The 21741-nt window shown below is 61.3% G+C and carries 22 protein-coding genes; 16 read left to right on the forward strand and 6 right to left on the reverse strand.

Annotation, left to right across the window (positions count from 1 at the left end; all coding sequences use genetic code 11):
* Nucleotides 1-2: 2 nt before the first annotated feature.
* The 7 genes from ABK249_RS19900 (at nt 3) to ABK249_RS19930 (ending at nt 8587) form a co-directional block, all read left to right on the forward strand.
* Nucleotides 3-1343 carry an O-antigen ligase family protein gene (locus ABK249_RS19900; protein WP_227703915.1) on the forward strand — a complete coding sequence of 447 codons (1341 nt, stop codon included), beginning with the start codon at nt 3-5 and terminating at the stop codon, nt 1341-1343.
* The gene (locus ABK249_RS19905; RefSeq protein WP_227703916.1) at nt 1336-2109 is read left to right on the forward strand and encodes a polysaccharide deacetylase family protein; all 774 of its coding nucleotides are present in this window, start codon (nt 1336-1338) and stop codon (nt 2107-2109) included. Before ABK249_RS19900 ends, ABK249_RS19905 begins: the two co-directional genes overlap by 8 nt.
* Entirely contained in the window at nt 2106-3368 is a 1263-nt protein-coding gene (locus tag ABK249_RS19910; RefSeq protein WP_227703917.1) for a glycosyltransferase family 4 protein, read from the forward strand. The genes ABK249_RS19905 and ABK249_RS19910 overlap by 4 nt, the downstream gene beginning before the upstream one ends.
* A 165-nt stretch (nt 3369-3533) precedes the next feature.
* Complete coding sequence (locus ABK249_RS19915; protein WP_407721505.1) at nt 3534-4898, forward strand: glycosyltransferase family 4 protein; 1365 nt, start codon at nt 3534-3536, stop codon at nt 4896-4898.
* A 10-nt stretch (nt 4899-4908) separates the two neighbouring features.
* On the forward strand, nt 4909-5976 hold the full coding sequence (locus ABK249_RS19920; protein ID WP_227703918.1) for a glycosyltransferase family 2 protein: 1068 nt from the start codon (nt 4909-4911) through the stop codon (nt 5974-5976).
* Entirely contained in the window at nt 5903-8071 is a 2169-nt protein-coding gene (locus ABK249_RS19925; RefSeq protein WP_227703919.1) for a glycoside hydrolase, read from the forward strand. The genes ABK249_RS19920 and ABK249_RS19925 overlap by 74 nt, the downstream gene beginning before the upstream one ends.
* Nucleotides 8072-8374: 303 nt before the next feature.
* The gene (locus ABK249_RS19930) at nt 8375-8587 is read left to right on the forward strand and encodes a hypothetical protein (RefSeq protein ID WP_152601151.1); all 213 of its coding nucleotides are present in this window, start codon (nt 8375-8377) and stop codon (nt 8585-8587) included.
* Between the two features lie 143 nt (nt 8588-8730).
* Here ABK249_RS19930 and ABK249_RS19935 read toward each other — a convergent pair whose 3' ends face one another.
* On the reverse strand, nt 8731-9243 hold the full coding sequence (locus ABK249_RS19935; protein ID WP_037152650.1) for a ferritin-like domain-containing protein: 513 nt from the start codon (nt 9241-9243) through the stop codon (nt 8731-8733).
* A 76-nt stretch (nt 9244-9319) separates the two neighbouring features.
* Between ABK249_RS19935 and ABK249_RS19940 the strand changes: the two genes are divergently transcribed.
* The 4 genes from ABK249_RS19940 to ABK249_RS19955 all read left to right on the forward strand — a co-directional run bounded on the left by ABK249_RS19940 (nt 9320) and on the right by ABK249_RS19955 (nt 11592).
* The gene (locus tag ABK249_RS19940; RefSeq protein WP_227703920.1) at nt 9320-9466 is read left to right on the forward strand and encodes a hypothetical protein; all 147 of its coding nucleotides are present in this window, start codon (nt 9320-9322) and stop codon (nt 9464-9466) included.
* Between the two features lie 97 nt (nt 9467-9563).
* On the forward strand, nt 9564-9743 hold the full coding sequence (locus ABK249_RS19945) for a hypothetical protein (RefSeq protein ID WP_152601170.1): 180 nt from the start codon (nt 9564-9566) through the stop codon (nt 9741-9743).
* Nucleotides 9744-9777: 34 nt separating this feature from the next.
* Nucleotides 9778-9981, forward strand: coding sequence for a hypothetical protein (locus ABK249_RS19950; RefSeq protein ID WP_037152655.1), 204 nt, complete (start codon nt 9778-9780; stop codon nt 9979-9981).
* Nucleotides 9982-10086: 105 nt separating this feature from the next.
* On the forward strand, nt 10087-11592 hold the full coding sequence (locus tag ABK249_RS19955; RefSeq protein WP_348863728.1) for a phospholipase D-like domain-containing protein: 1506 nt from the start codon (nt 10087-10089) through the stop codon (nt 11590-11592).
* Here the strand turns inward: ABK249_RS19955 and ABK249_RS19960 are convergent.
* Complete coding sequence (locus ABK249_RS19960; RefSeq protein ID WP_227703921.1) at nt 11572-12513, reverse strand: putative bifunctional lysylphosphatidylglycerol flippase/synthetase; 942 nt, start codon at nt 12511-12513, stop codon at nt 11572-11574. The two genes, ABK249_RS19955 and ABK249_RS19960, sit on opposite strands and share 21 nt — an antisense overlap.
* Nucleotides 12514-12578: 65 nt before the next feature.
* Between ABK249_RS19960 and ABK249_RS19965 the strand changes: the two genes are divergently transcribed.
* On the forward strand, nt 12579-13331 hold the full coding sequence (locus ABK249_RS19965) for an endonuclease/exonuclease/phosphatase family protein (RefSeq protein WP_227703922.1): 753 nt from the start codon (nt 12579-12581) through the stop codon (nt 13329-13331).
* 2 nt (nt 13332-13333) lie between these two features.
* Here the strand turns inward: ABK249_RS19965 and ABK249_RS19970 are convergent, their stop codons facing one another.
* The 3 genes from ABK249_RS19970 to ABK249_RS19980 all read right to left on the reverse strand — a co-directional run bounded on the left by ABK249_RS19970 (nt 13334) and on the right by ABK249_RS19980 (nt 15221).
* The gene (locus ABK249_RS19970) at nt 13334-14014 is read right to left on the reverse strand and encodes a phosphoribosyltransferase (protein WP_227703923.1); all 681 of its coding nucleotides are present in this window, start codon (nt 14012-14014) and stop codon (nt 13334-13336) included.
* Nucleotides 14015-14207: 193 nt separating this feature from the next.
* Entirely contained in the window at nt 14208-14477 is a 270-nt protein-coding gene (locus ABK249_RS19975) for a hypothetical protein (protein WP_037152661.1), read from the reverse strand.
* A gap of 219 nt (nt 14478-14696) precedes the next feature.
* The gene (locus ABK249_RS19980) at nt 14697-15221 is read right to left on the reverse strand and encodes a helix-turn-helix domain-containing protein (RefSeq protein ID WP_052182966.1); all 525 of its coding nucleotides are present in this window, start codon (nt 15219-15221) and stop codon (nt 14697-14699) included.
* Nucleotides 15222-15355: 134 nt separating this feature from the next.
* Between ABK249_RS19980 and ABK249_RS19985 the strand changes: the two genes are divergently transcribed.
* The gene (locus tag ABK249_RS19985) at nt 15356-16729 is read left to right on the forward strand and encodes an LLM class flavin-dependent oxidoreductase (protein WP_227703925.1); all 1374 of its coding nucleotides are present in this window, start codon (nt 15356-15358) and stop codon (nt 16727-16729) included.
* A 1-nt stretch (nt 16730) separates the two neighbouring features.
* Entirely contained in the window at nt 16731-17966 is a 1236-nt protein-coding gene (locus ABK249_RS19990) for an MFS transporter (RefSeq protein WP_341871401.1), read from the forward strand.
* A gap of 47 nt (nt 17967-18013) precedes the next feature.
* Here the strand turns inward: ABK249_RS19990 and ABK249_RS19995 are convergent, their stop codons facing one another.
* On the reverse strand, nt 18014-19531 hold the full coding sequence (locus ABK249_RS19995) for a globin-coupled sensor protein (protein ID WP_227703927.1): 1518 nt from the start codon (nt 19529-19531) through the stop codon (nt 18014-18016).
* A gap of 352 nt (nt 19532-19883) precedes the next feature.
* Here ABK249_RS19995 and ABK249_RS20000 point away from each other — a divergent pair, with 352 nt between their 5' ends.
* Nucleotides 19884-20525, forward strand: a complete 642-nt coding sequence (locus ABK249_RS20000; RefSeq protein ID WP_227703928.1) for a TetR family transcriptional regulator C-terminal domain-containing protein — start codon at nt 19884-19886, stop codon at nt 20523-20525.
* 21 nt (nt 20526-20546) lie between these two features.
* Complete coding sequence (locus tag ABK249_RS20005) at nt 20547-21740, forward strand: pyridoxal phosphate-dependent aminotransferase (protein ID WP_037152674.1); 1194 nt, start codon at nt 20547-20549, stop codon at nt 21738-21740.
* Nucleotide 21741 lies beyond the last annotated feature (1 nt).

The raw sequence follows: 21741 nt of genomic DNA on the forward strand, positions 1-21741 counted from the left end.
CCATGCGCAGCCCCGCCGCCGCAGCGATAAGCTCATCTGAGATCGATCATCGCAGCATGATCGGCTCGCTGCTGTTCATCGCCATATTCCTGTTCGTCGCGATATCGATCAATCCTTTCTACGATCTGACACTGCCTTCATCCGCGAGCATCGAAACCGACAATTCCAGCAGGCTCAACCAGCTCCTGTTCATCTTCCTGCCGCTCGGCGCACTCGCCTGCGCCATGATGACCCCGATGCGGGGCACGCTCCTGCAGCCGTGGTGGCTGATGCTGACACTTTTCCTCTGGCTTCTGTTCGTCTCGCTCATCTCGAACCACAGCTTCAACGGCCTCAAGGCGCTGTTCGTCACATCGCTGATCGTCGTCGGCGCCAATGCCTGCCTGTTGCTGCCGCGGTCCGAAACCCATTTCGCCAAGCTTCTGGCGATTGGAACGCTTGCCTGCATCGGGCTTGCCTATTACGGTATCTTCTTTCTGCCGTACTTTTCCATCCATTCGGCTGCAGAGGTTTCCGAACCCATGCATGCCGGGCTATGGCGCGGCTATTTTCCGCACAAGAACAATGCAGCGGCCGCCATGGTGCTGTTTGCCTTCTGCGGCATATTCATCATGCGAACCTGGTCGCGGCTGGTGGGCCTGACAATAGTCGTCAGCGCAACATGGTTTCTCATGCACACCGGCGGCAAGACCGCTTCGGCCATGCTGCCGGCAATTATCCTGCTGGCCTGGCTGTTCGAAAAATTCCCGCTCCTGCGCATCCCGCTTTCCTTCGGCGGGGTCGCAGCCTTCAACCTCGTCGCCGTAGGCGCCGCCCTTTCCCCGGCCCTGAGCGAACTGGTGACAAGCCTCGGCGTGGATGCGACCTTCACCAACCGCACCGATATCTGGCGGCTCGCCTTCAACGCGATTTCGCAATTCCCGATGACCGGTTTCGGCCTCAAATCCTTCTGGCGCACGCAGGAACTGGTCTATGGCGGCGAAGGTCTGGAGACCTGGGCCATCCAGGCGTCGCATGCACATAATTCCTATGTGGAGATCCTGCTGATCGGCGGAATACCCGCCCTCGTTCTTTCCTTGATCTGGTTCTTCGCTGTGCCGCTGCGGAGCTTTTCGAAGATCGGCGCCCAGGGAAAGATAAGTCATAGCGGACGGCTTTTCCTGCGCATCTGGCTTTACATGATCTTCACCACGTGCCTCGAAAGCCTCCTTTATGAAAGTTCGGCCGGCTACATCATCGGCTGGTTCCTGTTCTGCATGGCGATCTTCGGGCTCCGTTACGAGGCGAATGCGGTCCATATCGAGGAGGAATCGATGCGAAGAGGGAAGCCAGCCCATGCCTGATGCATTGGAGGCAATGGGCAGCTTGATCGACCGGGTCAGCAACCGGCTCATCTGGAAGATGGCCCCGCGAACCCGTACGGTCGCAACCGATGTTCCGATCGTCTCGTTCACGTTCGATGACGTGCCGGATACGGCCCTGACCTACGGCGCGGCGATCCTGGAGAAATACGATGCGCACGGTACGTTCTACATCGCCGGTGGCATCGAAGGTCTGGTCGAACCGGACCGGACCTTGATCAGCCGCGAAGGCTCTCTCGAGCTTTTCCGCCGAGGCCACGAGATCGGCTGCCATACATTCGCCCATCGTCGCGTCCGCTCCTACGGCTCAGCACTGGCCGACGACCTCGACAAAAGCGCCCGCTATCTGCGTGGTATCGGCATTCCCCGCCCGGCCACCAGCTTCGCCTTCCCCTATAACGCCGCCTGGCCGCCGGCACGCCGTGAACTCGCCAGCCGCTACCGGACCTGTCGGGGAGCCGGCGAGGCGATCAACCGCGGCGCAGTCGACCCGTTGATGCTGCAAGCGGTGGAAATCCGTCAACCCGAGGAACATGCGCACGGGCTGACCTGCTGGATCGATGAGGTTGTGAACAATCCTGGCTGGCTCATCTTCTTCACCCACGACATTACCGAAACCCCGACGCCTTTTGGCTGCACGCCGGGGACTTTCGAACATCTGGTCCGTCATGCCCATCAGCGTGGATGTCGCATTTTGACGATAGAGGCGGCAGCGCGCGCCATGGGCTGGGAGGCTGATCCACGATGAACGCTCCAACGAATGTCCAGGTGACGATGGCGGACACACGTCGCCTTCTCAACATCAACAACTATTTCTACCGGCGCGGCGGCGCCGAGGCGGTGTTCTTCGACCATACGGCGCTTTTCGAAGAGATCGGCTGGAATGTCGTGCCCTTCGCCATGCAGCATGAAAAGAACCTGCCCTCGCCATGGTCGGACTATTTCGTATCCGAGATCGAATACGGCCGCGAGATCGGCTTGAAGGACAAGGTCGCGCAGGCCGCGAAGGTCATCTATTCTTTCGAAGCGCAGCGCAACCTGAAGCGCCTGATCGACAAGGCGCGCCCGGACATCGCACACGCGCATAACATCTATCATCATATCTCGCCGGCGATCTTCTCCACGCTGAAAGATGCCGGCATTCCGGTGGTGATGACGGCCCATGACCTGAAACTCGCCTGTCCCTCCTACAAGATGCTGCGCGACGGAGCGATCTGCGAAGACTGCAAGGGCGGCCGCATTCACAACGTCGTCGTCAACCGCTGCGTCAAGGGCTCGCTGCCGCTCAGCGCCGTGGTCTTCGCCGAGACGCTCCTCCACCGGAGCCTCGGCCTCTATCGCAACAAGGTCGACCGCATCGTCGTGCCGAGCCGCTTCTATTGCGAGAAACTGATCGAATGGGGCTGGCCCGCGCAAAAGCTGGTCCATATCCCGAACTTCGTCGATGTGGATCATTTCTCCACCGACTGGACGGAGGGCGATTATTTTGTCTTCGCCGGTCGACTGGCGCCCGAAAAGGGCATCGCGACACTGATCCGTGCCTGCGCCAGGGCGGGCCAGAAGCTGGTGATCGCGGGAACCGGACCGGAGGAAGCGGCTCTGAAGGAAATTGCGCATTCGACCGGGGCCGATGTCACCTTCGCTGGTTACCTGTCGGGCGAAAATCTCTTCCGGCTCATCGGTAAGTCGCGCGGCCTCGTCCTGCCTTCCGAATGGTACGAGAATGCGCCGATCAGCATTCTGGAAGCCTATGCGCTCGGCCGCCCGGTCGTCGGTGCCGCAATCGGAGGCATCCCGGAAATGATCCGGGAAGGCGAGACCGGGCTGACCGCCACCGCCGGTTCGGTGGACGGCCTGGCAGAGGCGCTTGCAGATCTCGCCTCCCGTCCGGCCGCCGAGCGGGCGGCGATGGGACAGGCGGGCCGCGCCTGGATTGCCGATGAATTCTCACGGGCGGCCTACCGCCGGAAAACGCTTGATCTTTACCAATCCCTTACCGGGGTTTGACGGTCGCAAAAGCCGATTCCCAAAATAGGTCGAGTGTCTTCAAATTTTTCCGCCGCTTTGCTCAATAACTGCACAACTCCTTTAAAATCTTAGGATTTTTCTTGCCGGTATAAGAAGGTTCCCTCCGTAGAACCGACGCCAGGAAATGATTTCTGGTATCGGTGGATGGACAAGAAAATCAACACGTCGAGCAAACGGCACCCGCAGTCTGCCCGGAAGCTTCCGGAGAACCTGTCGTCGCTCGAACAGATCCCTGCGCAGTTGCTGCAGGCCCAGGCTCTTCCGCGCCCCGATCCGGCCGGGCAGCGCCGCATCGAGCGTGTCGTCGTCGGCCAGGCACCACGCCTCTCGCCTGCCCTACCCGACGTCGTCAACGCTCCCGACATCCTTGTGGGGCGCGAGACCCCTCGCCAGCGCGTCATGATGCTCGGCCTCCGAGGCATCCCGAATGTGCAGGGCGGCGTCGAAAAACATGTCGAAATGCTTGCCCAGGAACTCGTCGCACGCGGCTGGGACGTCGAAGTGCTCGGCCGCCGCCAGTATCTCGCCGAACAGAAGGGGTCGATCTGGCGCGGCATCCGCATCGCGCCGCTCTGGGCGCCGAAATCGATGCTCTTCGAGGCCTTCGCCCATACGCTCATCGGTGTCCTCTATGCCGCCGTCCGCCGTCCTGACATCCTGCATATCCACGCGGTCGGCCCCGGCCTGCTGACCCCGCTGGCGCGTCTTTTCGGACTGAAGGTGGTGATGACCCATCACGGCTACGATTACGACCGCGAGAAATGGAGCCCGACGGCAAAAAGGGTGCTGAAGCTAGGCGAGCGGCTGGCCATGCGGTTTGCCAGCGCCAGGATCGCCGTCTCGCGCGATGTGGCGGAGACGATGAAGCGTCGGTACGGCGCGAAGGTTGCCCATGTCCCGAACGGCGTGACCGTGAGGCCGAGCCTCGTCGGCAAGGCGACGCTCGACCGGTTCGGCCTGCAGCGCCGCCGGTACATCGTCATGGTCGCCCGCTTCGTGCCCGAAAAGCGCCAGACCGACCTGATCGCCGCATTCGGGAAGCTGAAGCAGACGGACTGGAAACTGGTCCTGGTTGGCGGCGCCGATCACCGGGGCACGACCTATGCGAAGGAGATCGAGGAGATGGCGGCACGCGTTCCGAACGTCGTGCTGACCGGCTTCCAGAGCGGCGAAGAGCTGGCCGCACTGTTCTCGCAGGCAGGGCTCTTCGTCCTGCCGTCGATCCACGAGGGCATGCCCATTTCACTCCTCGAAGCCATGGGTTACGGCCTGCCGGTGCTGGCAAGCGATATCGTCGCCAATCACGAAGTGGAATTGCCACCGGAAGATTATTTCCCCGCCGGGAATGTCGATGCCCTTGCCGAGGCTCTGGCACGCAAGATCGCCGAGCCCTTCGGTCACCAGACCGCCCTGTCGCGCATTCGGGAAATGGAACGGACCTATGCCTGGCCTTCCATCACCCGCAGCACGCTGGAAGTCTACAAATCCCTGGTATCGTCGGGAAAATGAAGGAGCGGCCGTGAGCGTATCGGTCATCATCAAGACGCTGAACGAGGAAAAGCGGATCGCCCGCACGATCGAATTCGCGCTGGCAGGACTGCCCGGCGGTCGAGGCGAAGTGATCGTCGCCGACAGCGGCTCGTCGGACGCCACCGTCGAGATCGCGTCGCGTTATCCGGTCCGCATCGTCCAGATCGAAAACCCGGCGCGTCCGAGCTGCGGCATCGGCCCGCAACTCGGCTTCCAGTATGCGCGGCAGGATTTCATCTGCCTGATCGACGGCGACATGGATCTCGATCCCGGGTTCCTCCCCGAGGCGCTTGCCTATCTCGACCGTCATCCAAAGGCCGGGGGCGTGACAGGCCATGTCGAGGAAATGATGCTCGACAATCTGGAATATACGCGCCGCGTCCAGCGCAATGCCCCGGAAAACCGCACCGGCGCCATCGACCGGATGAACGGCGGCGGGCTTTATCGCCGTGCTGCGGTCGAGAACATCGGCTACCTGACGGACAGGAACCTGCACGGATACGAGGAGTTCGACCTTGGCATCCGGCTTCGCCATGCGGGCTGGAGCCTCTTTCGCCTCGACCGCCGCTTCGTCCGGCACTACGGCCACAACGTCAATTCCTATCGCCTGCTCGTCCGCCGCTGGAAAACCAAATATCTCTTCGGCATCGGCGAATTGCTGCGTGCCTCGTTCGGAAAGCCCTATTTTGCCCGGCTCCTGACGGAATTGCCGGAGCTCCGGCTCTGGGCGCTGGTAGCGGCCTGGATCCTCTTTTCGCTCGGGTTGCTGATCGCCATCCCGGACAAGCTCCTTGCGCTGGGATCGGTGCTCGGCATTTTCGCAGCCATCGTTGCGCTGATGTCGTGGCGGAAGGGTAATTTCAAGCTCGGACTTTATACGGTAGTCGCCTGGCTGTTCCACACGATGGCAGTGCCCTTCGGCTTTTTCGCCCCACGGCGCGATCCCGGCGGATGGGTGGAGAGCCGGGAGATCGGAGACGGAGATGAAAAGACTGGTCCGCATCCTGGCAGCGGCGCTCGCGCTCACGGTTTCGACCAGCCCAGCCTGGCCGGCTGACTGGCTTCCGGTCCGGGAGATTTCGCTTACCATCGCCCCCGGCAGCCCGCTCGATTTTTCCGGCTTCCTTCCGAACGGCCCCATCGACGGGGATAGCCGGCTTGTCGCCGGAACGGACGGCCGTCTGGCAAGAGCCGGCGCGCCGGATAGGCCGGCCCGCCTGTTCTGCGCCTCGCTCGCGTGGAGTCCAGCATCCGGCGGCTTTCCGAACCACGCGGACGCGGATGTCTACGCCAGACAGCTCGCGATGCATGGCTACAACATCGCCCGCTTCCATTTCATTGACGGAAGCCTGATGTTCGGCCGGCAGAAGGATTTCGATTTCGATCCGGAAATCCTCGATCGCATCCACTACCTGATGGCTGCGCTGAAGAAGCACGGCATCTACTGGATGGTCGACGGGCTCACCTCCTGGCGCGGCGGTTATGGTGGTCATGACGACCGGTGGGCGCCCTCCGAAGGCCTCAAGCTCGAAGTCAATTATCAGGACAGGGCCTTCGCCCACTGGAAAAGGCTGGTCACGGATTTCCTCACCCGGGTCAATCCCTACACCGGCATCGCCCCGATCCGCGACGACGCGCTCGCCATGGTGGTCCTCGTCAACGAAAACAGCATGGAGTTCGAGACGGTTGTCCATGACCGGGCAGGCCGCCCCTATCCGGACAGCCTGCGCCAACCATTCAACACCTGGCTGCGCGAACGCTACGGCTCGACCCAGGCGCTTAGGGCCGCATGGCCGGATCTTCGGGCGAACGAACGGCTGGAAAATGCCTCGGTGCGCCTGCCCGTCGAACGTTATACCGATAGTCCGCGTCTGCGCGATCTGCAGGCATTTTTCGTCGAGACCGAGAAGGACGCACTTGCCCGCATGACCAGGGTCTTGCGGGAGCTCGGTTATCGCGGCCTCGTCAGCGATTACAACAACTGGCCGACGGTGCAGACCGGGCTCACCCGCCAGAACCTCGAAGCCGTCACCATGAACACCTACCAGGACGGCGTAATGAGCTATGAGCCCGGAGCGAAGATCAAGAACGAAAGCTCGCTCGCCGATGCCGGCTCCTACATGCGCATGGCCGCCGCAAGCCGCTGGCTCGGTAAGCCTTTCGGCATCACGGAATACGATCATCTCTTCTGGAACCGGTATCGCTACGAGGCCGGCCTCGTGATGCCCGCCTATGCAGCCTTGCAGGGCTGGGACATGCTCTGCCGCCACGGGCACGGACCGATCGCCCTGCAATATGGCGAGCCCTTCCCCCACAAGCGCGCCATGCTGCCCTATGCGATCGCGCTCGATCCGGTCGCCCGCGCCGGTGAGACGCTCTCCGCCCTCCTCTTCCGGCGCGGCGATGTCTCCATGTCGCGTAACACCATTCCCTTCCTTGTCCGCGGCGAGGAGGATTTGACGGATGACATGCAGGCGACCGAGCCCGACACCCTGACCGTGCTGTCGCTCGTCTCCCGCATCGGCCTCAGGCAATCGGACGGATTGCGCGAGTCGCTTGCGGTCAATCAGCCGCGCGGCGAGGCAGACGCCGGCAAACTGCTGGCGGCCATGAAGGCCTCGGGCCTGCTGCCGGAAAACAATCGCACCGACCCGGCCCAGGGCATCTTCCAGAGCGATACCGGAGAACTGCTCCTCGACAGGGATAAGCGCAGTCTGACGCTATCGGCGCCGCGCACCGAAGCCGCCGCCTTCGTGGCACTGGATGGCCCGATCGATCTCGAAACGATCCGCATCGAACGCGGGGACGGCGACGCACTTTTTGCGGCCTCGGCGCTCGATGGGGCAGCATCGCTCGCGACGGCCAAGCGCATGCTGCTGATCTTCGCCACCGACGCCCGCAACACGAACATGCGGTTCCGGGATCGAGAGGAGAAGGTGATCGAGGATTTCGGCACCTTGCCGGTCTTGATCCGCAAGGGCACGCTTTCGATTGAATTTAAGCATCGAACCGGTCGCTGGCGGCTCTCGCCGGTCGGACTGGACGGCGTCGTACACGCACCGCTTCAAAGCGGCAATGGACCGTTGCGCTTCCAACTCAACAACGACACGCCGGCTGGTCCCGCCACATTCTTCCTGCTCGAAACAGACTGATCGTTCGGGCGTCCAGCCGAACCGACCAAGCATTCGCGGAAACGCTAACTCGGTAGCGAAGCCCGGGCAGACAGAGCAGTTTCACGATCACGAGGCAAACCATCTGGACGCGTAGAAAGCACTGTCATTCACGAGCAGGTGAAAACGGAACAAAACCACCCGCTCGAAACCGATCCGTCTTCGTTCTTGGCTTGCAAAGGGTAGGAGAAAGAGTCATCTTTCGGGCATCGCCAGCTATGGATAAGGGCAGCGGCGACTGGAAGACAGGAGCGCTTTCGCCCCCAGATAGTGGAGGCTGAAAAGATGAATCCGGCAGTTCTGACAAGCACTTTCGAACCGAATGAACTTGCATTTCTCAAGCGTCTTTTTGACGGTCTCTGCGCCGAGCGCGGGCTGACCGGTGGAAGCCTTGCCGCCAACGACCTTGCCGCAAGGATCATCCAGCTTTACCAGCAGGGCGTGCGGGATGAAAAAGACCTGCAAGTCCAGTTGGATTGCGGAGCTTTGAGAAACTGACATCGCGGCTGGGATCGAAAGCTGGAGCGCTGAGCCTTGTGGCGTCCGGATATCCTGCTCGGGCTTCCTCCTCGCATCAGCTTTGCTTCAGCCAATAAAACTCTCCTAAAAAGGTCTCACCATCCACTCTGGCCGGCCAAAAACTATCTCTTGGCCATAAGGTCCCGTTCGTCCCGCATCAGAAATATGCGAGTGATCGGATCGAGATTGGCTTCCAGCCAGTCGGCCATGGCAACTTCTTCCGCGAGGATGCGCTCGAAGACAGCTTTCGCCTCCATCTCCTCGAGTTCGTCGGCTGCAGCGATCAACACGCGATAGCTGGCTATTTCGAGATGCTCGAACGCATAGCTCGTCATCGCGCCCTTGACGACCTCGTCGCTGGTGAGCATGCCGCCGACACCCTGGGCCTTCGCGGCAAGCTTCGCCGCCATGTCCTTGAGCGTCACTGCGCCGGTCCAACCCGATAAATGATCAAGCAGGTCCTTCAAGGCCTGCGCATGCGCCTCCGTTTCATGAAGGTGCTGGACGATCCTGGCCTTGAGGTCGGGGTAGCTTTCTATCCGGCGCGATTGGTCGGTCAGCATGGTGACCGCCTGTTCCTCCATGGCATGGGCTGCGCGAAGCCAGGCCAGGAAATTGTCTCGAGCATGTGCCATTCTCATTTCCTCGCAAAACCGGTTTGCCGCCCGACAGGCGGATCGCAAGCAGTTTACTAGCCATAGGGGCAAGATCATGACGCTGACAACCAGAACGACCTCAATCCTCGGAGCCAATATTCCGGTGCTGCTGTTGCTGGCGGCCGGGCATTACCTCAGCCGCATATCGAACGACACGGCGCAGGGAAGCGACCCCACGAGCACCGGCTCCACGAACCGATAGGAACTGTTGGATCTTGACGGTTTCCGAAACGGCGATTTGCGAGGAACAATCACCATGCCGGACGGTTGTGGGCTGAATAACAGGGAGTATTCTCATGATACCTGATCCTCGCGAACCCAGCGAACAGCCGCCGATGCCGGCACCTGTCTGGACCCCGGAGCCTCCGATCGAGGAACCGGAACCGGATCGTCTGCCGGATGAGGTGCCGGTGCCCAATCCTGATGAGAATCCCAATCCGCCAGCCCACATGCCGCCTGGCAACCCGACCGCACATTAAAGCGATACCGGCGCAAGGCGCCGGGAGGGCAACTATGGATATCCATCGCCATACGCACCTGGACCACAGGCAGATACCACGGAAAGACAGCAGGACATTGGTGACGTCCGGGCTCTGGAAGCTGCTTGTCGCGGCAGCCTTCATCCTTCTCGCGCTGGTCGCCTCCATGGAGATTTTTGGAGACACGGGCGGTGATTTCGTCGCGCCGAACCCACCGCAGCAAACCGAAGGTGAATAGTTGCCGGCCCCGCCCTCCCGCTCTCTCCCGGAGCGGGATTGGCCTTCGGGAACAAAGGATAAAATTCACACGTTTCCTTATCAATTGCACGACGAGGTGGTTGAGGTGGATACGAAGACGCGATCGCTTTCTTTTCAGGAATCCATATTCCAGTTCGAGCCCATCATCCGGCCGGGCCGCAACGCCTGGCGTAGCGCTACGGCGGAAAAGCTCGCCTTCCTTATCGACGGCGAGGATTATTTTTACCGGCTGGACCAGGTGTTGCGCCAAGCCAAGAGTTCGCTCTTCATCATCGGCTGGGACTTCAATCCCAACATCGTGTTGAGGCCCCACGATCCGGACGGAGAGACACTTGGTGATCTTCTTCGCAAGCTGGTCGACGAAAAGCCCGCCCTCGAAATCCGCATCCTCGTCTGGGGCATGGGACCGGTCTATTCCGGCAAGAGCCTGAAGATTTTCGGCAAGATGGAATGGAGCGACCATCCCCGTATCTTTCTGCATTTCGATTTCGATCATCCGCTTCGCGCCAGCCATCACCAGAAGATCGTCGCCATCGACGACAACACAGCCTTCCTCGGCGGCATCGACCTGACGGCCCGCCGCTGGGACGACCGCAGCCATGCAGCTACAAATCCCCTGCGTTGCTCGCCGGATGGCACGCCCTATGGACCGCTCCACGACATGCAGACCATCGTAACCGGCGATATCGCGCGATTGATCGGCGATGTGGCGCGACGACGCTGGAAGAAGGCCACCGGCGAAGTCCTCACCCCTCAGCATATTCCCGGTGAAAAGCCTTGGCCGGCAGATCTCAAACCGGCGCTGACCCATTGCAGCACCGGCCTTGCCCTCACGGAACCGTGGAGGTGGAAAGGCCGCCTCGGCCACCGTGAAGCGATCCGCCTGACCCACGACGCGCTGCGCAGCGCCAGGCGGCATCTCTACATAGAGACCCAATACCTGGCCTCCTTTGGCGTGGCCCGCACCCTTGCCAGACGGCTCCGCCGGGCCGACGGCCCGGAGGTCGTCGTCATCGTCACCCGTGAATCCCACGGCTTCCTGGAGAAGCTGATGATGGGTCACAACCGAAACCGTCTGATCCGCCGCCTGAAGTGGGCCGACCGACACGGCCGGCTGCGTGTGTTCTATGCCGCGGTGCCGGACGGCAAAGGCGGCGAACGGGAGATCATCGTGCATTCCAAGGTGATCATCGTCGATGATCGCTTCGCGCGTGTCGGATCGTCCAATCTGAACAATCGCTCGGAGGGACTGGACACAGAATGCGATCTTGCCGTCGAGACCGCCGATCCTGCCGGCAGGCAGGCCATCGCTGCTCTGCGCAACGACCTTCTGGCGGAACATCTCGATGCCGAACCGGCCGAAGTGGCACGGATCATCAACGAGACAGGCTCCATGCTGGCAGCCATCGACAGGCTGAACGTCAAGCCGCGCGGCTTGCGATCCTTCGATATAGATCCCGAAAAAGGCGAGACCGAATCCATGGTCGGCACCGGAATCATCGATCCGAAACAGCCCTTCTGGCCGATCCCGCTGATCCGAAACGGACTTCGGAACTTCTTCTCCAGCCTGTCACATCACCGTCTGTTCTGAATACCTGCCGCCCCGATGGCGATAATAGGCTTCAGTGACGATGAAGATCGGTACGCCGATTGTCAGTGGCACGAAAAAATAGAGCACCCGGAAGGCGACCAGGGCGCCGATCGAGGCGGTCGACGGCAGGATGCCGAGCATCGTCGCCTCAAGGACTCCGAGCCCGCCCGGCACATGGCTGATGAGGGCTGCGATATTCGCCGTCACGTAAGCGCTCGCCACTTCAAGATAACCGGCGTCGGTGAACGTCGCGAGAAGCTGGCGGATCGAGGCGGCAACGCATGCAAAATTGAGCGCGCCAATGACGATCTGGCCGAGGGCAATTCTTGTTCCCGGCGGCTCGAAACGCCATGTCCGCAGGCAGAGAGGCCGGCGTACAAAGCCGCAAAGCAACAGATAAGCGGCCGGTATGGCAAGACAGAGGAGGCTCACCACGATCCTCGCCGGGCCATCAAGCCCGATAAGGTTCGGCTCATCGCCCCGCTGCAGCAGCAATGCCAGGCCGGCAAGCGTCGCAAGTCCGAGCCCGACCGTTATTCCGCAGAAGATGATGACCTTCGCAACCTCCTCGGCCGTCAGCCCCCAGCGCGAATAGAACCGATAGCGCACGGCGCCGCTGCTCAGGGCTGCAAGTCCGACATTGTGCCCGATCGAAAGCGCTGTGAACGAGGCAAGCGCCGTCTGCCGGTAGGCAAGCCGCTTGCCGGTATAAAGCACCGCGAGCGTATCGAAGCCGGTCAGGCAGAGATAGGACAGGACGACGAAGGAAAAGGCGGAAGCCAGCCGGAAACCGGCAATCGACTGGACCGATTCCTCGATTTCATCGAGGGTATAGCGGCCCAGACTGCGATAGACGAGGAAGATCGCCAGGCAGATCGCCGCGCCGACGAGGAGCTTCACCATGTAACGCCTGAAGGTCATACCCTTTCCCGCGAGTGGTTATATGTGGACGGGAACGAAAAACCGGCAAAGGTGTTCCCTGCCCTATGAACGATCCGACAGTTCCACCATCCTTCGAGGGGCCTCGTCTGAAAATCCTGAGCTACAACGTCCATAGCTGCATCGGCACTGATCGCAAGCTTGACCCTGCGCGAGTGGCCGAAGTCATCGCAACCGTAGAACCCGATATCATCGGATTGCAGGAACTGGATGTCGGCCGCAGCCGCACCGGCGGCGTCGATCAGGCTCATGCCATCGCCTCTCTGCTGCGCATGGAATTCCATTTCCATCCAGCCCTCAACGTCGCTGAAGAACGCTATGGAGACGCCATCCTCACTGCTTTGCCGGCAAGGATGATCAAGGGCGGAGGCCTGCCCTCCGTTGGCGAACCGCGTGGTGCGATATGGGTGGAGATCAAGGTCGGCGATCATTGCCTGCAGGTGTTCAATACGCATCTCGGACTGCGCGGCCGTGACCGGCTCAGCCAGATCGGCGCGCTTCTCGGCCCCTCCTGGCTCGGGAGCCCCGCCTGCCATCAGAAGCCTCGTATCCTGATCGGAGATTTCAATTCCACTCCGTCTACCGCCACCTACAAAACCGTCGCCCGCCGGATGGCTGACGTGCAATCTCGTTTGAAGGCAAAACCCAGGGCAACCTTCCCGTCACGCTACCCGCTGTTGAGGATCGACCACATCTTCGTTTCCAGCGAGGTCACGCCGGTAGACGTACAGGTCATCTCGACGCCGCTGACACGCCGCGCCTCCGATCACCTGCCGCTCCTGACCACCGTTCATCTATGATTTCAATGGATCATCCGGTTCAGCCTTCGGGCTTCCTTCAGAAGGCGCACGACATCCTGGTCCGTCGTTTCCGTGAAATCGGCATAATGCGCGCTCACCGCCTCGAGGTGCTGCGGCGCAGACAGGCAGACGATGTCATTGACCTCTTCCCGCAGAGATTCCACGAGATCGCGCGGCGCGACGGGCACGGCGATCCAGATCGAGCCGACGCCCATCTCCTTCAGCGCATGGATACCGGCGCGGATCGAGCTCCCGTTGGCAATGCCGTCGTCGACCAGGATGATATCACGGCCCGCATGATCGTGGTCCTGCGGCTCATCTTCGCCGAAATATATGCGGTGCCGGCGTTCAATCTCGGCCAACTGATGCTCCCGCTCGGTGGCGAGATATCCTGGCGGGATGCGGAAGTGACGGGCAGCCTCTTCGCTCACCACCACATGCGGTTCCTTGCAGTCGACCACCGCGCCGATACCATATTCCGGATGGCCGGGTGCCCCGATCTTACGCACGATCAGGAGATCAAGCGGCGCTCCCAGCCGCTGTGCGATCTCGAAGGCGACAGGCACGCCGCCGCGAGGAAGTGCCACAACGACAGGATCCTGAAGCTGCACCGACTGCATCGCTTCCGCAAGCTGCCTGCCAGCATCCTCGCGATCGGAAAAAGCGGGGGCCAAACCGGGCATGTCTTCCTCCCATAGCATGGCGGCGCGACCGCAGGCCGCGCCTCCTGTTTCCTCCGGCACAAAGAGCATAACCACCGCAGGGATGTGGGGCAACCTTAAGGCCGGTTTCATCTCCGATATGCAGCACCAGACGCCGCCATCCTTGCAGTGTTCGCTTTCATGCTCGCGGCTGCAGCATGGAACTGCGGTTCGCTCAGTGCTTCGTCCGGGATACGAACTTGTTGAAGCGGCTGGTCTTTCCGGCCTCCGTCTCGTCCTGATAAAGGAAGGCGAGTTTGTTCTTGTCGAAGATCGAGAAGAAGTCGTTCCATTCGATCTTCTCCAGCGCTTCCTCCGGCTTGCCGAAGTCGACACGCAGGATGCCGCCTTCCCCGGCGCCCTTGACGCGGGCCGGGTGACCGCCGCGTTCTTCGATCCACTGACGGATTTCAGTGTGGTCCATGGTCTCTACGGCTTTGCTCATCGCTTTCGTTCTCCCTGTTGGTCGATTGCAGAACCGACGCCGCCGGGGATTGTTCCGTTTGCGAACACGAGATCGAAATCCAAAATGGAACAAAATTCACGACTATGTGTTCACGGCGTGTCGGACGACGAACCTCCACGCGGCCGACAGCGTCATAAGTACCCTCCCCAACTGGCGCTTCCCCTGTGCGGGAAGCGCTTTTTCTTTGCAAAGCCCGTCTCAGCGTCTCGTCAGCGCCACCACATAGCGCGTCGGGGCCTTGCCCGGATTGAAGAAGACGCAATCGGACGGCGGACCGAGCAGCAGGCAATCGCCCTCGGAAAGATGATGCAGCGCCGTCCCTTCCTGAAAATCGAGCCTCCCCGAAAGCACCCAGATCTGCTGGTGCTGGAAAGCAAAGGCCGCGGCGGGATAAGGCACGCGCACGCCCGGCGGCAGCGAGACATCGATAAGCTCCAGCATGGAATTCGGCGGTGAGACGGCTCGGCGCGTATAACCGGTTTCCGGGTCGGTCCAGACCGGTTGTTCCGCTTGCGGGGCAATGCGCTCCTGTACCCGCTCCGCCAGGGCCAGCAACACCGAAAGCGGCAGGCCGAAGGCACCGGAAAGCCGGCCGAGCACGGTCGCAGTCGGGCTTGCCTCGCAGCGCTCGATCTTGCTGATCATCGCCTTGGAGACTCCGGAACGTTCCGCAAGCTCCGCAAGCGACCAACCGCGCGCTTCCCGCTCGATCTTCACCCGCATGGCAATCGCCTGAACCGGGTCCTTCTGCACGTGCTGCAAAGCTGCTTGCCTTTCGTCAATCGTCTTTTATAGTGGACGTTCAAATCATATAAGAGACAAGTCTTGTCCGCAACGAGAATAAAGGGAAGTGTGTCATGGGGAATAATGGGACGCGCGAAATCCGTTTCAACGCTTTTGACATGAACTGTGTCGGCCATATTCAGCAAGGGCTATGGGCGCATCCTCGTGACCAGTCGCATCGATACGCCGAACTGCGCTACTGGACAGACTACGCGAAGACCCTGGAAGCCGGCCTGTTCGACGGCATTTTCCTGGCCGATGTCGTCGGCGTCAACGATGTCTATGGCGGCAGCAATGCCGCAGCGCTGAAGCATGCGGTGCAGGTGCCGGTCAACGATCCGATGATGCTGGTGCCGGCCATGGCCGCCGTCACGGAACACCTTTCGTTCGGTGTTACCGCCAACCTGACTTATGAGCCGCCTTTCCTCTTTGCCCGGCGCATGTCGACGCTTGATCACCTGACCGGCGGACGTATCGGCTGGAATATCGTAACTGGCTATCTCGACAGCGCGGCAAAGGCGATCGGCCTTGATACGCAGGCCGCCCATGACGACCGCTATGATCTTGCGGACGAATATATGGAGGTGATGTACAAGCTCTGGGAGGGAAGCTGGGAGGATGACGCGGTCATCTTCGACCGTCAGAGCCATCTTTATGCTCGTCCCGAGAAGGTCCATAAGATCCATCATCACGGCAAACAGTACCGCATCGATGCGATCCATCTCTGCGAGCCGTCGCCGCAGCGGACCCCGGTCCTTTACCAGGCGGGCTCCTCGACGCGCGGCCGACAATTCGCGGCGACACATGCCGAATGCGTTTTTGTCAACGGCCAGAAGATCGAAGGCGTGAAGGATATCGTCGACGACATCCGCGCCCGCGCCGTCGAATATGGCCGCGGGGCGGACGACGTGAAGGTGTTCATGGGCGCAACCATCGTCACCGGCCGCACGGAGAAGGAGGCGCAGGAGAAATTCGAGGACTATCGTGCCTATGTGAGTTCCGAAGGCGCACTCGTGCATGCCGCGGGTTCGCTCGGCATCGATCTTGCCAAATACGATCTCGACGAGCCGATCGAAACAGGCAAGAGTTCGGCGATTGTCTCGAACATCGAAGCCATGACCCGCACCGTCGGACCGCAATGGACCAGGCGCAAGCTCCTGGAACAGATGGTGCTCGGCAGCCGTCAGGCACCGATGATCGGCTCCGCCGAACAGATCGCCGACACCCTCGTCACCTGGGCGGAACAGGCCGGCGTCGACGGTTTCAACCTGTCGCGCACCGTTGTGCCGGAGTGTTTCAACGATATCATCGCGCTCGTGATCCCGATCCTGCAGGAGCGCGGCCTCTACAAGACGAGCTATCGCGACGGCACGTTCCGTGAAAAACTGTTCGGAACACCGCGGCTACCGAACCGGCACATGGCCACGAAATATCGCATGACGGGGTGAGATGATGACGACAGCGAAGTCCCTGGAACTTCAGGCCGAAGGCCGCTGGCGCATGCTTTCCCTGCTGTGCCTTGCGGTCGTCCTGTCCTTCTCCACCTGGTTTTCGGCGAACGCCATCGCGCCGGACCTCAAACACGCCTGGTCGCTTTCCGAAAGCACGGCTGCGTGGCTCACCAACGGAGTGCAGATCGGTTTTGTCATTGGAGCGCTATCGGCGAGCTTCTTCAACCTGCCCGACCTGGTCCGCATGAACCGGCTGATGGCTGGCTCGGCTCTGCTCGCGGCGCTCTCCAATGCCGCAATCCTTCTAGAACCCGGCCCATTCGGTGCTGTCCTCTGTCGCATGGTCACCGGCTTTGCGCTGGCCGGCGTTTATCCGCCGGCGCTGAAGCTCGTCTCGACCTGGTTCATCTCCGGCCGGGGGCTGGCGCTTGCCGGGGTTATCGGCGCCATCACCGCAGGCTCATCGCTGCCGCATCTCTTCCGTGGCATGTCGTCCGCCATCGCCTGGCAATATGTCGTCCTGCTTTCGAGCAGCGCAACACTGATCGGCGCCATGGTCTTCCTCGCCTGCACACGGGAAGGGCCATACCCGTTCGGCAAGGCCTTGTTCGACCCGGCTCAGATCGGCCGGGTGCTGAAAGACCGCAATCTGCTTTTGGTGAACGGTGGCTATCTCGGGCATATGTGGGAGCTTTACGCCATGTGGGCCTGGCTGCTCGCTTATCTGACCGCCGCACTCGACGGCGGCAGCGGCATCAACAGCCAGGCCTCGCTTTTGACCTTCGTTGCCGTGGCCTCGGGCGTCATCGGCTGCTTCGCCGGGGGCCTCTTGTCGGACCGCTTCGGCCGCACCGCCACCACCGCCGGCCTGATGATCGTCTCCGGCACCTGCGCCCTGCTGATCGGCTTCGTCTTCGACGGGCCGTCCTGGCTGCTGACACTCGTCGTGATCGTCTGGGGGATCTCGATCATCGGGGATTCGGCACAGTTCTCCGCTGCCGTGACGGAACTCGCCGATCAGAAATATGTCGGCACCGCGCTTTCCCTGCAGATGGGCATGGGTTTTGCGCTCACCATCTTCATGATCTGGCTGATGCCGCATCTCGCGGAACTGCTGGGCGGCTGGCGCTGGACTTTCATGCTGCTCGCGGTCGGGCCCATCTTCGGTGCAATATCGATGCTGATCCTGCGAGGCAGGCCGGATGCTATCCGAATGGCCGGCGGAAGGCGCTGACGCATGTCAAAGGGGCCGACGCGCCCGGTAGATCGCAATAGTGGACGTCAGGCGACGCGGCGGCTTTCCTCTTCCCGCTGTTGACGATCGCGCCCAAGCCGCTCCATGCTGCGGGTCTTGAAGCCACGCAACGCCGTCACCAGCCGTTCCACCGCATCCCGAAGATCCGAAGTCCGTCCGAAGGTTTCCTGCACCATGGCGGAATTCTCCTGGGTGAGCTTGTCCATGTGACTTAAAGCGCCATTGACCTCGCGGAGGCCGAGGGATTGGTGCCCGGCTTCCGTAGCGATGGTCTTCACAATGGCATTGATGTCGTCGATGCGATCAGTGATCTGGCTCAAAGCCGTGCCGGCATTGTTGACGAGGTCGACGCCCGCCTGAACCTGACGGGAACTGTCGGAAATCAGGTCCTTGATCTCCTTGGCTGCATCGGCGCAACGTTGGGCGAGTGCCCGCACTTCCTGCGCCACGACGGCAAAACCCCGTCCCGCTTCTCCAGCGCGGGCTGCCTCGACGCCCGCATTGAGCGCCAGGAGATTGGTCTGGAAGGCGATCTCGTCGATGACACCGATGATCTTGGAGATCTCGTCGGATGAGCGTTCGATCTCTCCCATCGCCGCGACTGCCTGCTTGACCACCGGACCCGAAGCTCGTGCTTCCGACAGCGCGACATCGACGGCAGCGGCCGCCTTGCCGGCGCCCTCGGCGGTGCCGGAAACGCTTTGTGTGAGCTGGTGCAGCGTCGCCGAGCTTTCCTCCAGTCCCTGCGCCTGCTCTTCCGTTCGCCGGGCAAGATCCTTGGAAGCCTGGGTGATCGCATTAGTGCTGGTGAGGATTTCCTCACCGGATTGGCGGACCGTTGCCATCGTCAGGCGCAGCTTCTCGGCGCTGTTGTTGTAATCCTCAGCCATGCGGACGAAATTTGACGGCAGGTCGGTGGAAAGCCGGCTTTCCAGATCACCAACGGAAAGCCCCTTCAAAACGTCGTCCAGCGCCTGAAGCGCGATATTCTGCTCCCGCTCGGCCGCCTGCTTTGCCTCCTCTGCCTTACGGCGCTCTGCGGCAAGGATATCGAGATAGGCGGAGATCGAATAATCCATGTCGAGCATCGCTGCCTTGACGAGCGTGCTGATTTCCTTGGCAAGCTTTTCGGAATTGCTGCGGCCGAAGCGGGACGGCCAGCTGGCCGCCATTACCGCATGGATCAAGTGCTCTACGATCAACGCATAGCCGCCGATATACCAGCGCGGATCAAGACCGGTACGGGCATGCGCAGCACCGACCGCGCGGACGCCTTCCACATAATGTTCGTCATATTTCGCTTCGCCGACGACGCGCCAATGGTTCATCTGGCGCTTCTTGGCGGCATCCATATGCGCCTGGTTCGAAAAGAAGCCGGCAACTTCCGGTGTCGATTGGACCTTTTTGTAAAAGGCATCGAGCCCCGGTGCCAAACTGGCGCTGATGACCGGATCCAGCCGGCGAAGCGTGGCACGCGCCTCCTGGTCCAGCCCGACGAAATCCAGGCGCTTCTGCAATTCGCGTTTCTCTTCAGCCGACGACATTCTGCAAAGCCCCCGTTCCACAGTGCACTATCCGTACGAAATGTACGGGCGCCATATTGTGAACCTATGGTATACGATCCCTTAATAAGGCTCCCTGAAACCTGATGATATCTTGGCTTTTCGGGGAGATTGGTGGTCGGGCGCTGCGTGCTGGAAGAGATCGGCACTTGTGCGGCAATTATCCAATCGTATAATAACAATCAAATCCGAAAAAGAGCGGCCCGAATTCGGAGCAGCCGAAAAGGTCCGCCTCCGTTTTCCCGAGGGATATCTTTATGAACGCCTACGGCTCGCGGGCCATGTCGACGTCTTTGTTGCGTGTTCTGATACGTCATCCGGACGAGACCCGGCGATGACGGAGAACCGACGGACTTATTATCGCGCCAGCGAGGCCGAGCGGCGCGAGGATCTGATCACCGCAACCCTCGACTGCATCGCCGAGTCCGGCATCCAGGGCGCCACGGTCCGCCAGATCGCCACGCGTGCCGGCGTGACGGGAGGGCTGATCCGGCATTATTTCACCGGCAAGGACCAGATGCTGCAGGCCGCCTACCGCAAGGTGATGACCGGCATGACGGAAGCCGCGATCGCGGCGGCCATCGAGGGCGAAACGGCCAAGGCGCGGCTGCGCCGCTTCATCGTCGCCAATGTCACGCCGCCGGTGACCGATCCGCGCACGCTTTCGCTCTGGGCCGCCTTCATCAGCCATATCCAGATCGATCCGAGCTTTGCCGCCATTCATCGCGAGAACTATCTGGCCTTTCTCGAAGCGCTGGAAACCCTGCTCACCGCCTTCTTCAAGGAGGAGCAACGTCTTGTGAGTTCGGACCAATGCCGCAGATATGCGATTTCGCTGAGCGCACTGGTCGACGGCCTATGGCTCGAAGGAACATTGGCCGCAGACATGTTCGCAGACAGGGAATTGGCCGAGAATGCGTTGAGTTCGGTTGAGGCGCTTTTGCATCTCCGGCCGGGCGGGCTTTCAGACGAATAACGACAACAAAAGGAAATACCGATGCGTTATGCCTCGATCACCGACCGTCTCGCTCATCTCGGCTCCGGCCGCTGGGCCGTCCATCTGGCCGCCCGCCGCATGAAGGCAGCCGGCGAGGAGATCATCGAGCTCACGATCGGCGAGCCCGACGTGGCGCCCGACAAGGCGCTGCTCGATGAAGCGGCGCGTGCGATGTATGCCGGCCGCACCCGCTATTCCAACGGTCGCGGTGAACCATCGATCCTGGAAGCACTGGTCCGGAAATATTCGAAACGCCGACCGGACGTCACCGAGAAGAACTTCCTCTGCTTTCCCGGCACCCAGACCGCGCTTTACAGCGTCATGACCGGCCTTGCCGAAGCCGGCGACGGCGTGCTCGTCGGTGACCCGCTTTATGCTACCTACGAAGGCGTCATCGCCTCGACCGGCGCCCATATGATCCCGGTTCCGCTCCGCCCGGAGAAGAAATTCCACCTGCAGGCCGAAGACCTGAAACGGGCGATCACCCCGGAAGCCCGCGTGCTGCTCCTCAACACCCCGCATAACCCGACCGGCGCAGTGCTGACCGCCGCCGAGATCGCCGCAATCGGCGACGTCTGCCGTCGCCACGACCTCTGGATCGTCTGCGACGAGGTCTATGAGCAACTGATCTTTGAAGGCACGCCCTTCGCCTCACCCTTCGATATTCCGGAGCTTGCCGAGCGCACCATTGTCGTCTCGTCCATCTCGAAGTCGCATGCAGCTCCGGGCTTCCGCAGCGGCTGGGCCGCCGGTCCCGAAGAATTCTGCGAAAAGCTGCTGCCGGTCTCGGAAACCATGCTGTTCGGCGTCCAGCCGTTCATCTCCGACATGACGGCCATGGCGCTCTCGCAGCATTTCGAAACGGCAGACGTGATGCGCGAGAACTATCGTCGTCGCGCAGAGATCGTCGAAAAGGCCTTTGCAGGCAGCAACCTGATCAAGCCCATGCCGCCGGAAGGCGGAATGTTCGTTCTTCTCGATGTCACGGCAACCGGCCTCAACGGCGAGGAATTCGCTTGGGAACTCTTGCATCAGGAAAAGGTCGCGGTGATGCCCGGAACCTCCTTCGGTGATCAGGCGGCCGGCTTCCTGCGCGTCTCGCTGACGGTGCCGGAAGATGTGCTCGCAGTCGCCATGGGCCGTGTCGGCGAACTCGCCGGCCGCCTTGTCTCGGCAGAGGAAAAGCGCGCCTGAC

This window comes from Neorhizobium phenanthreniclasticum (genome assembly GCF_040066075.1).
In the GTDB taxonomy this organism is placed as follows: domain Bacteria; phylum Pseudomonadota; class Alphaproteobacteria; order Rhizobiales; family Rhizobiaceae; genus Neorhizobium; species Neorhizobium petrolearium.

What these genes read in the sequence shown, in the direction of transcription:
- ABK249_RS19900 (WP_227703915.1), top strand. Translation starts at nt 3, where the DNA reads ATGCGCAGCCCCGCCGCCGCAGCGATAAGCTCATCTGAGATCGATCAT.
- ABK249_RS19905 (WP_227703916.1), top strand. Translation starts at nt 1,336, where the DNA reads ATGCCTGATGCATTGGAGGCAATGGGCAGCTTGATCGACCGGGTCAGC.
- ABK249_RS19910 (WP_227703917.1), top strand. Translation starts at nt 2,106, where the DNA reads ATGAACGCTCCAACGAATGTCCAGGTGACGATGGCGGACACACGTCGC.
- ABK249_RS19915 (WP_407721505.1), top strand. Translation starts at nt 3,534, where the DNA reads ATGGACAAGAAAATCAACACGTCGAGCAAACGGCACCCGCAGTCTGCC.
- ABK249_RS19925 (WP_227703919.1), top strand. Translation starts at nt 5,903, where the DNA reads ATGAAAAGACTGGTCCGCATCCTGGCAGCGGCGCTCGCGCTCACGGTT.
- ABK249_RS19930 (WP_152601151.1), top strand. Translation starts at nt 8,375, where the DNA reads ATGAATCCGGCAGTTCTGACAAGCACTTTCGAACCGAATGAACTTGCA.
- ABK249_RS19935 (WP_037152650.1), bottom strand. Translation starts at nt 9,243, where the DNA reads ATGGCACATGCTCGAGACAATTTCCTGGCCTGGCTTCGCGCAGCCCAT.
- ABK249_RS19940 (WP_227703920.1), top strand. Translation starts at nt 9,320, where the DNA reads ATGACGCTGACAACCAGAACGACCTCAATCCTCGGAGCCAATATTCCG.
- ABK249_RS19950 (WP_037152655.1), top strand. Translation starts at nt 9,778, where the DNA reads ATGGATATCCATCGCCATACGCACCTGGACCACAGGCAGATACCACGG.
- ABK249_RS19960 (WP_227703921.1), bottom strand. Translation starts at nt 12,513, where the DNA reads ATGACCTTCAGGCGTTACATGGTGAAGCTCCTCGTCGGCGCGGCGATC.
- ABK249_RS19965 (WP_227703922.1), top strand. Translation starts at nt 12,579, where the DNA reads ATGAACGATCCGACAGTTCCACCATCCTTCGAGGGGCCTCGTCTGAAA.
- ABK249_RS19970 (WP_227703923.1), bottom strand. Translation starts at nt 14,014, where the DNA reads ATGCCCGGTTTGGCCCCCGCTTTTTCCGATCGCGAGGATGCTGGCAGG.
- ABK249_RS19975 (WP_037152661.1), bottom strand. Translation starts at nt 14,477, where the DNA reads ATGAGCAAAGCCGTAGAGACCATGGACCACACTGAAATCCGTCAGTGG.
- ABK249_RS19980 (WP_052182966.1), bottom strand. Translation starts at nt 15,221, where the DNA reads ATGCGGGTGAAGATCGAGCGGGAAGCGCGCGGTTGGTCGCTTGCGGAG.
- ABK249_RS19985 (WP_227703925.1), top strand. Translation starts at nt 15,356, where the DNA reads ATGGGGAATAATGGGACGCGCGAAATCCGTTTCAACGCTTTTGACATG.
- ABK249_RS19990 (WP_341871401.1), top strand. Translation starts at nt 16,731, where the DNA reads ATGATGACGACAGCGAAGTCCCTGGAACTTCAGGCCGAAGGCCGCTGG.
- ABK249_RS19995 (WP_227703927.1), bottom strand. Translation starts at nt 19,531, where the DNA reads ATGTCGTCGGCTGAAGAGAAACGCGAATTGCAGAAGCGCCTGGATTTC.
- ABK249_RS20000 (WP_227703928.1), top strand. Translation starts at nt 19,884, where the DNA reads ATGACGGAGAACCGACGGACTTATTATCGCGCCAGCGAGGCCGAGCGG.
- ABK249_RS20005 (WP_037152674.1), top strand. Translation starts at nt 20,547, where the DNA reads ATGCGTTATGCCTCGATCACCGACCGTCTCGCTCATCTCGGCTCCGGC.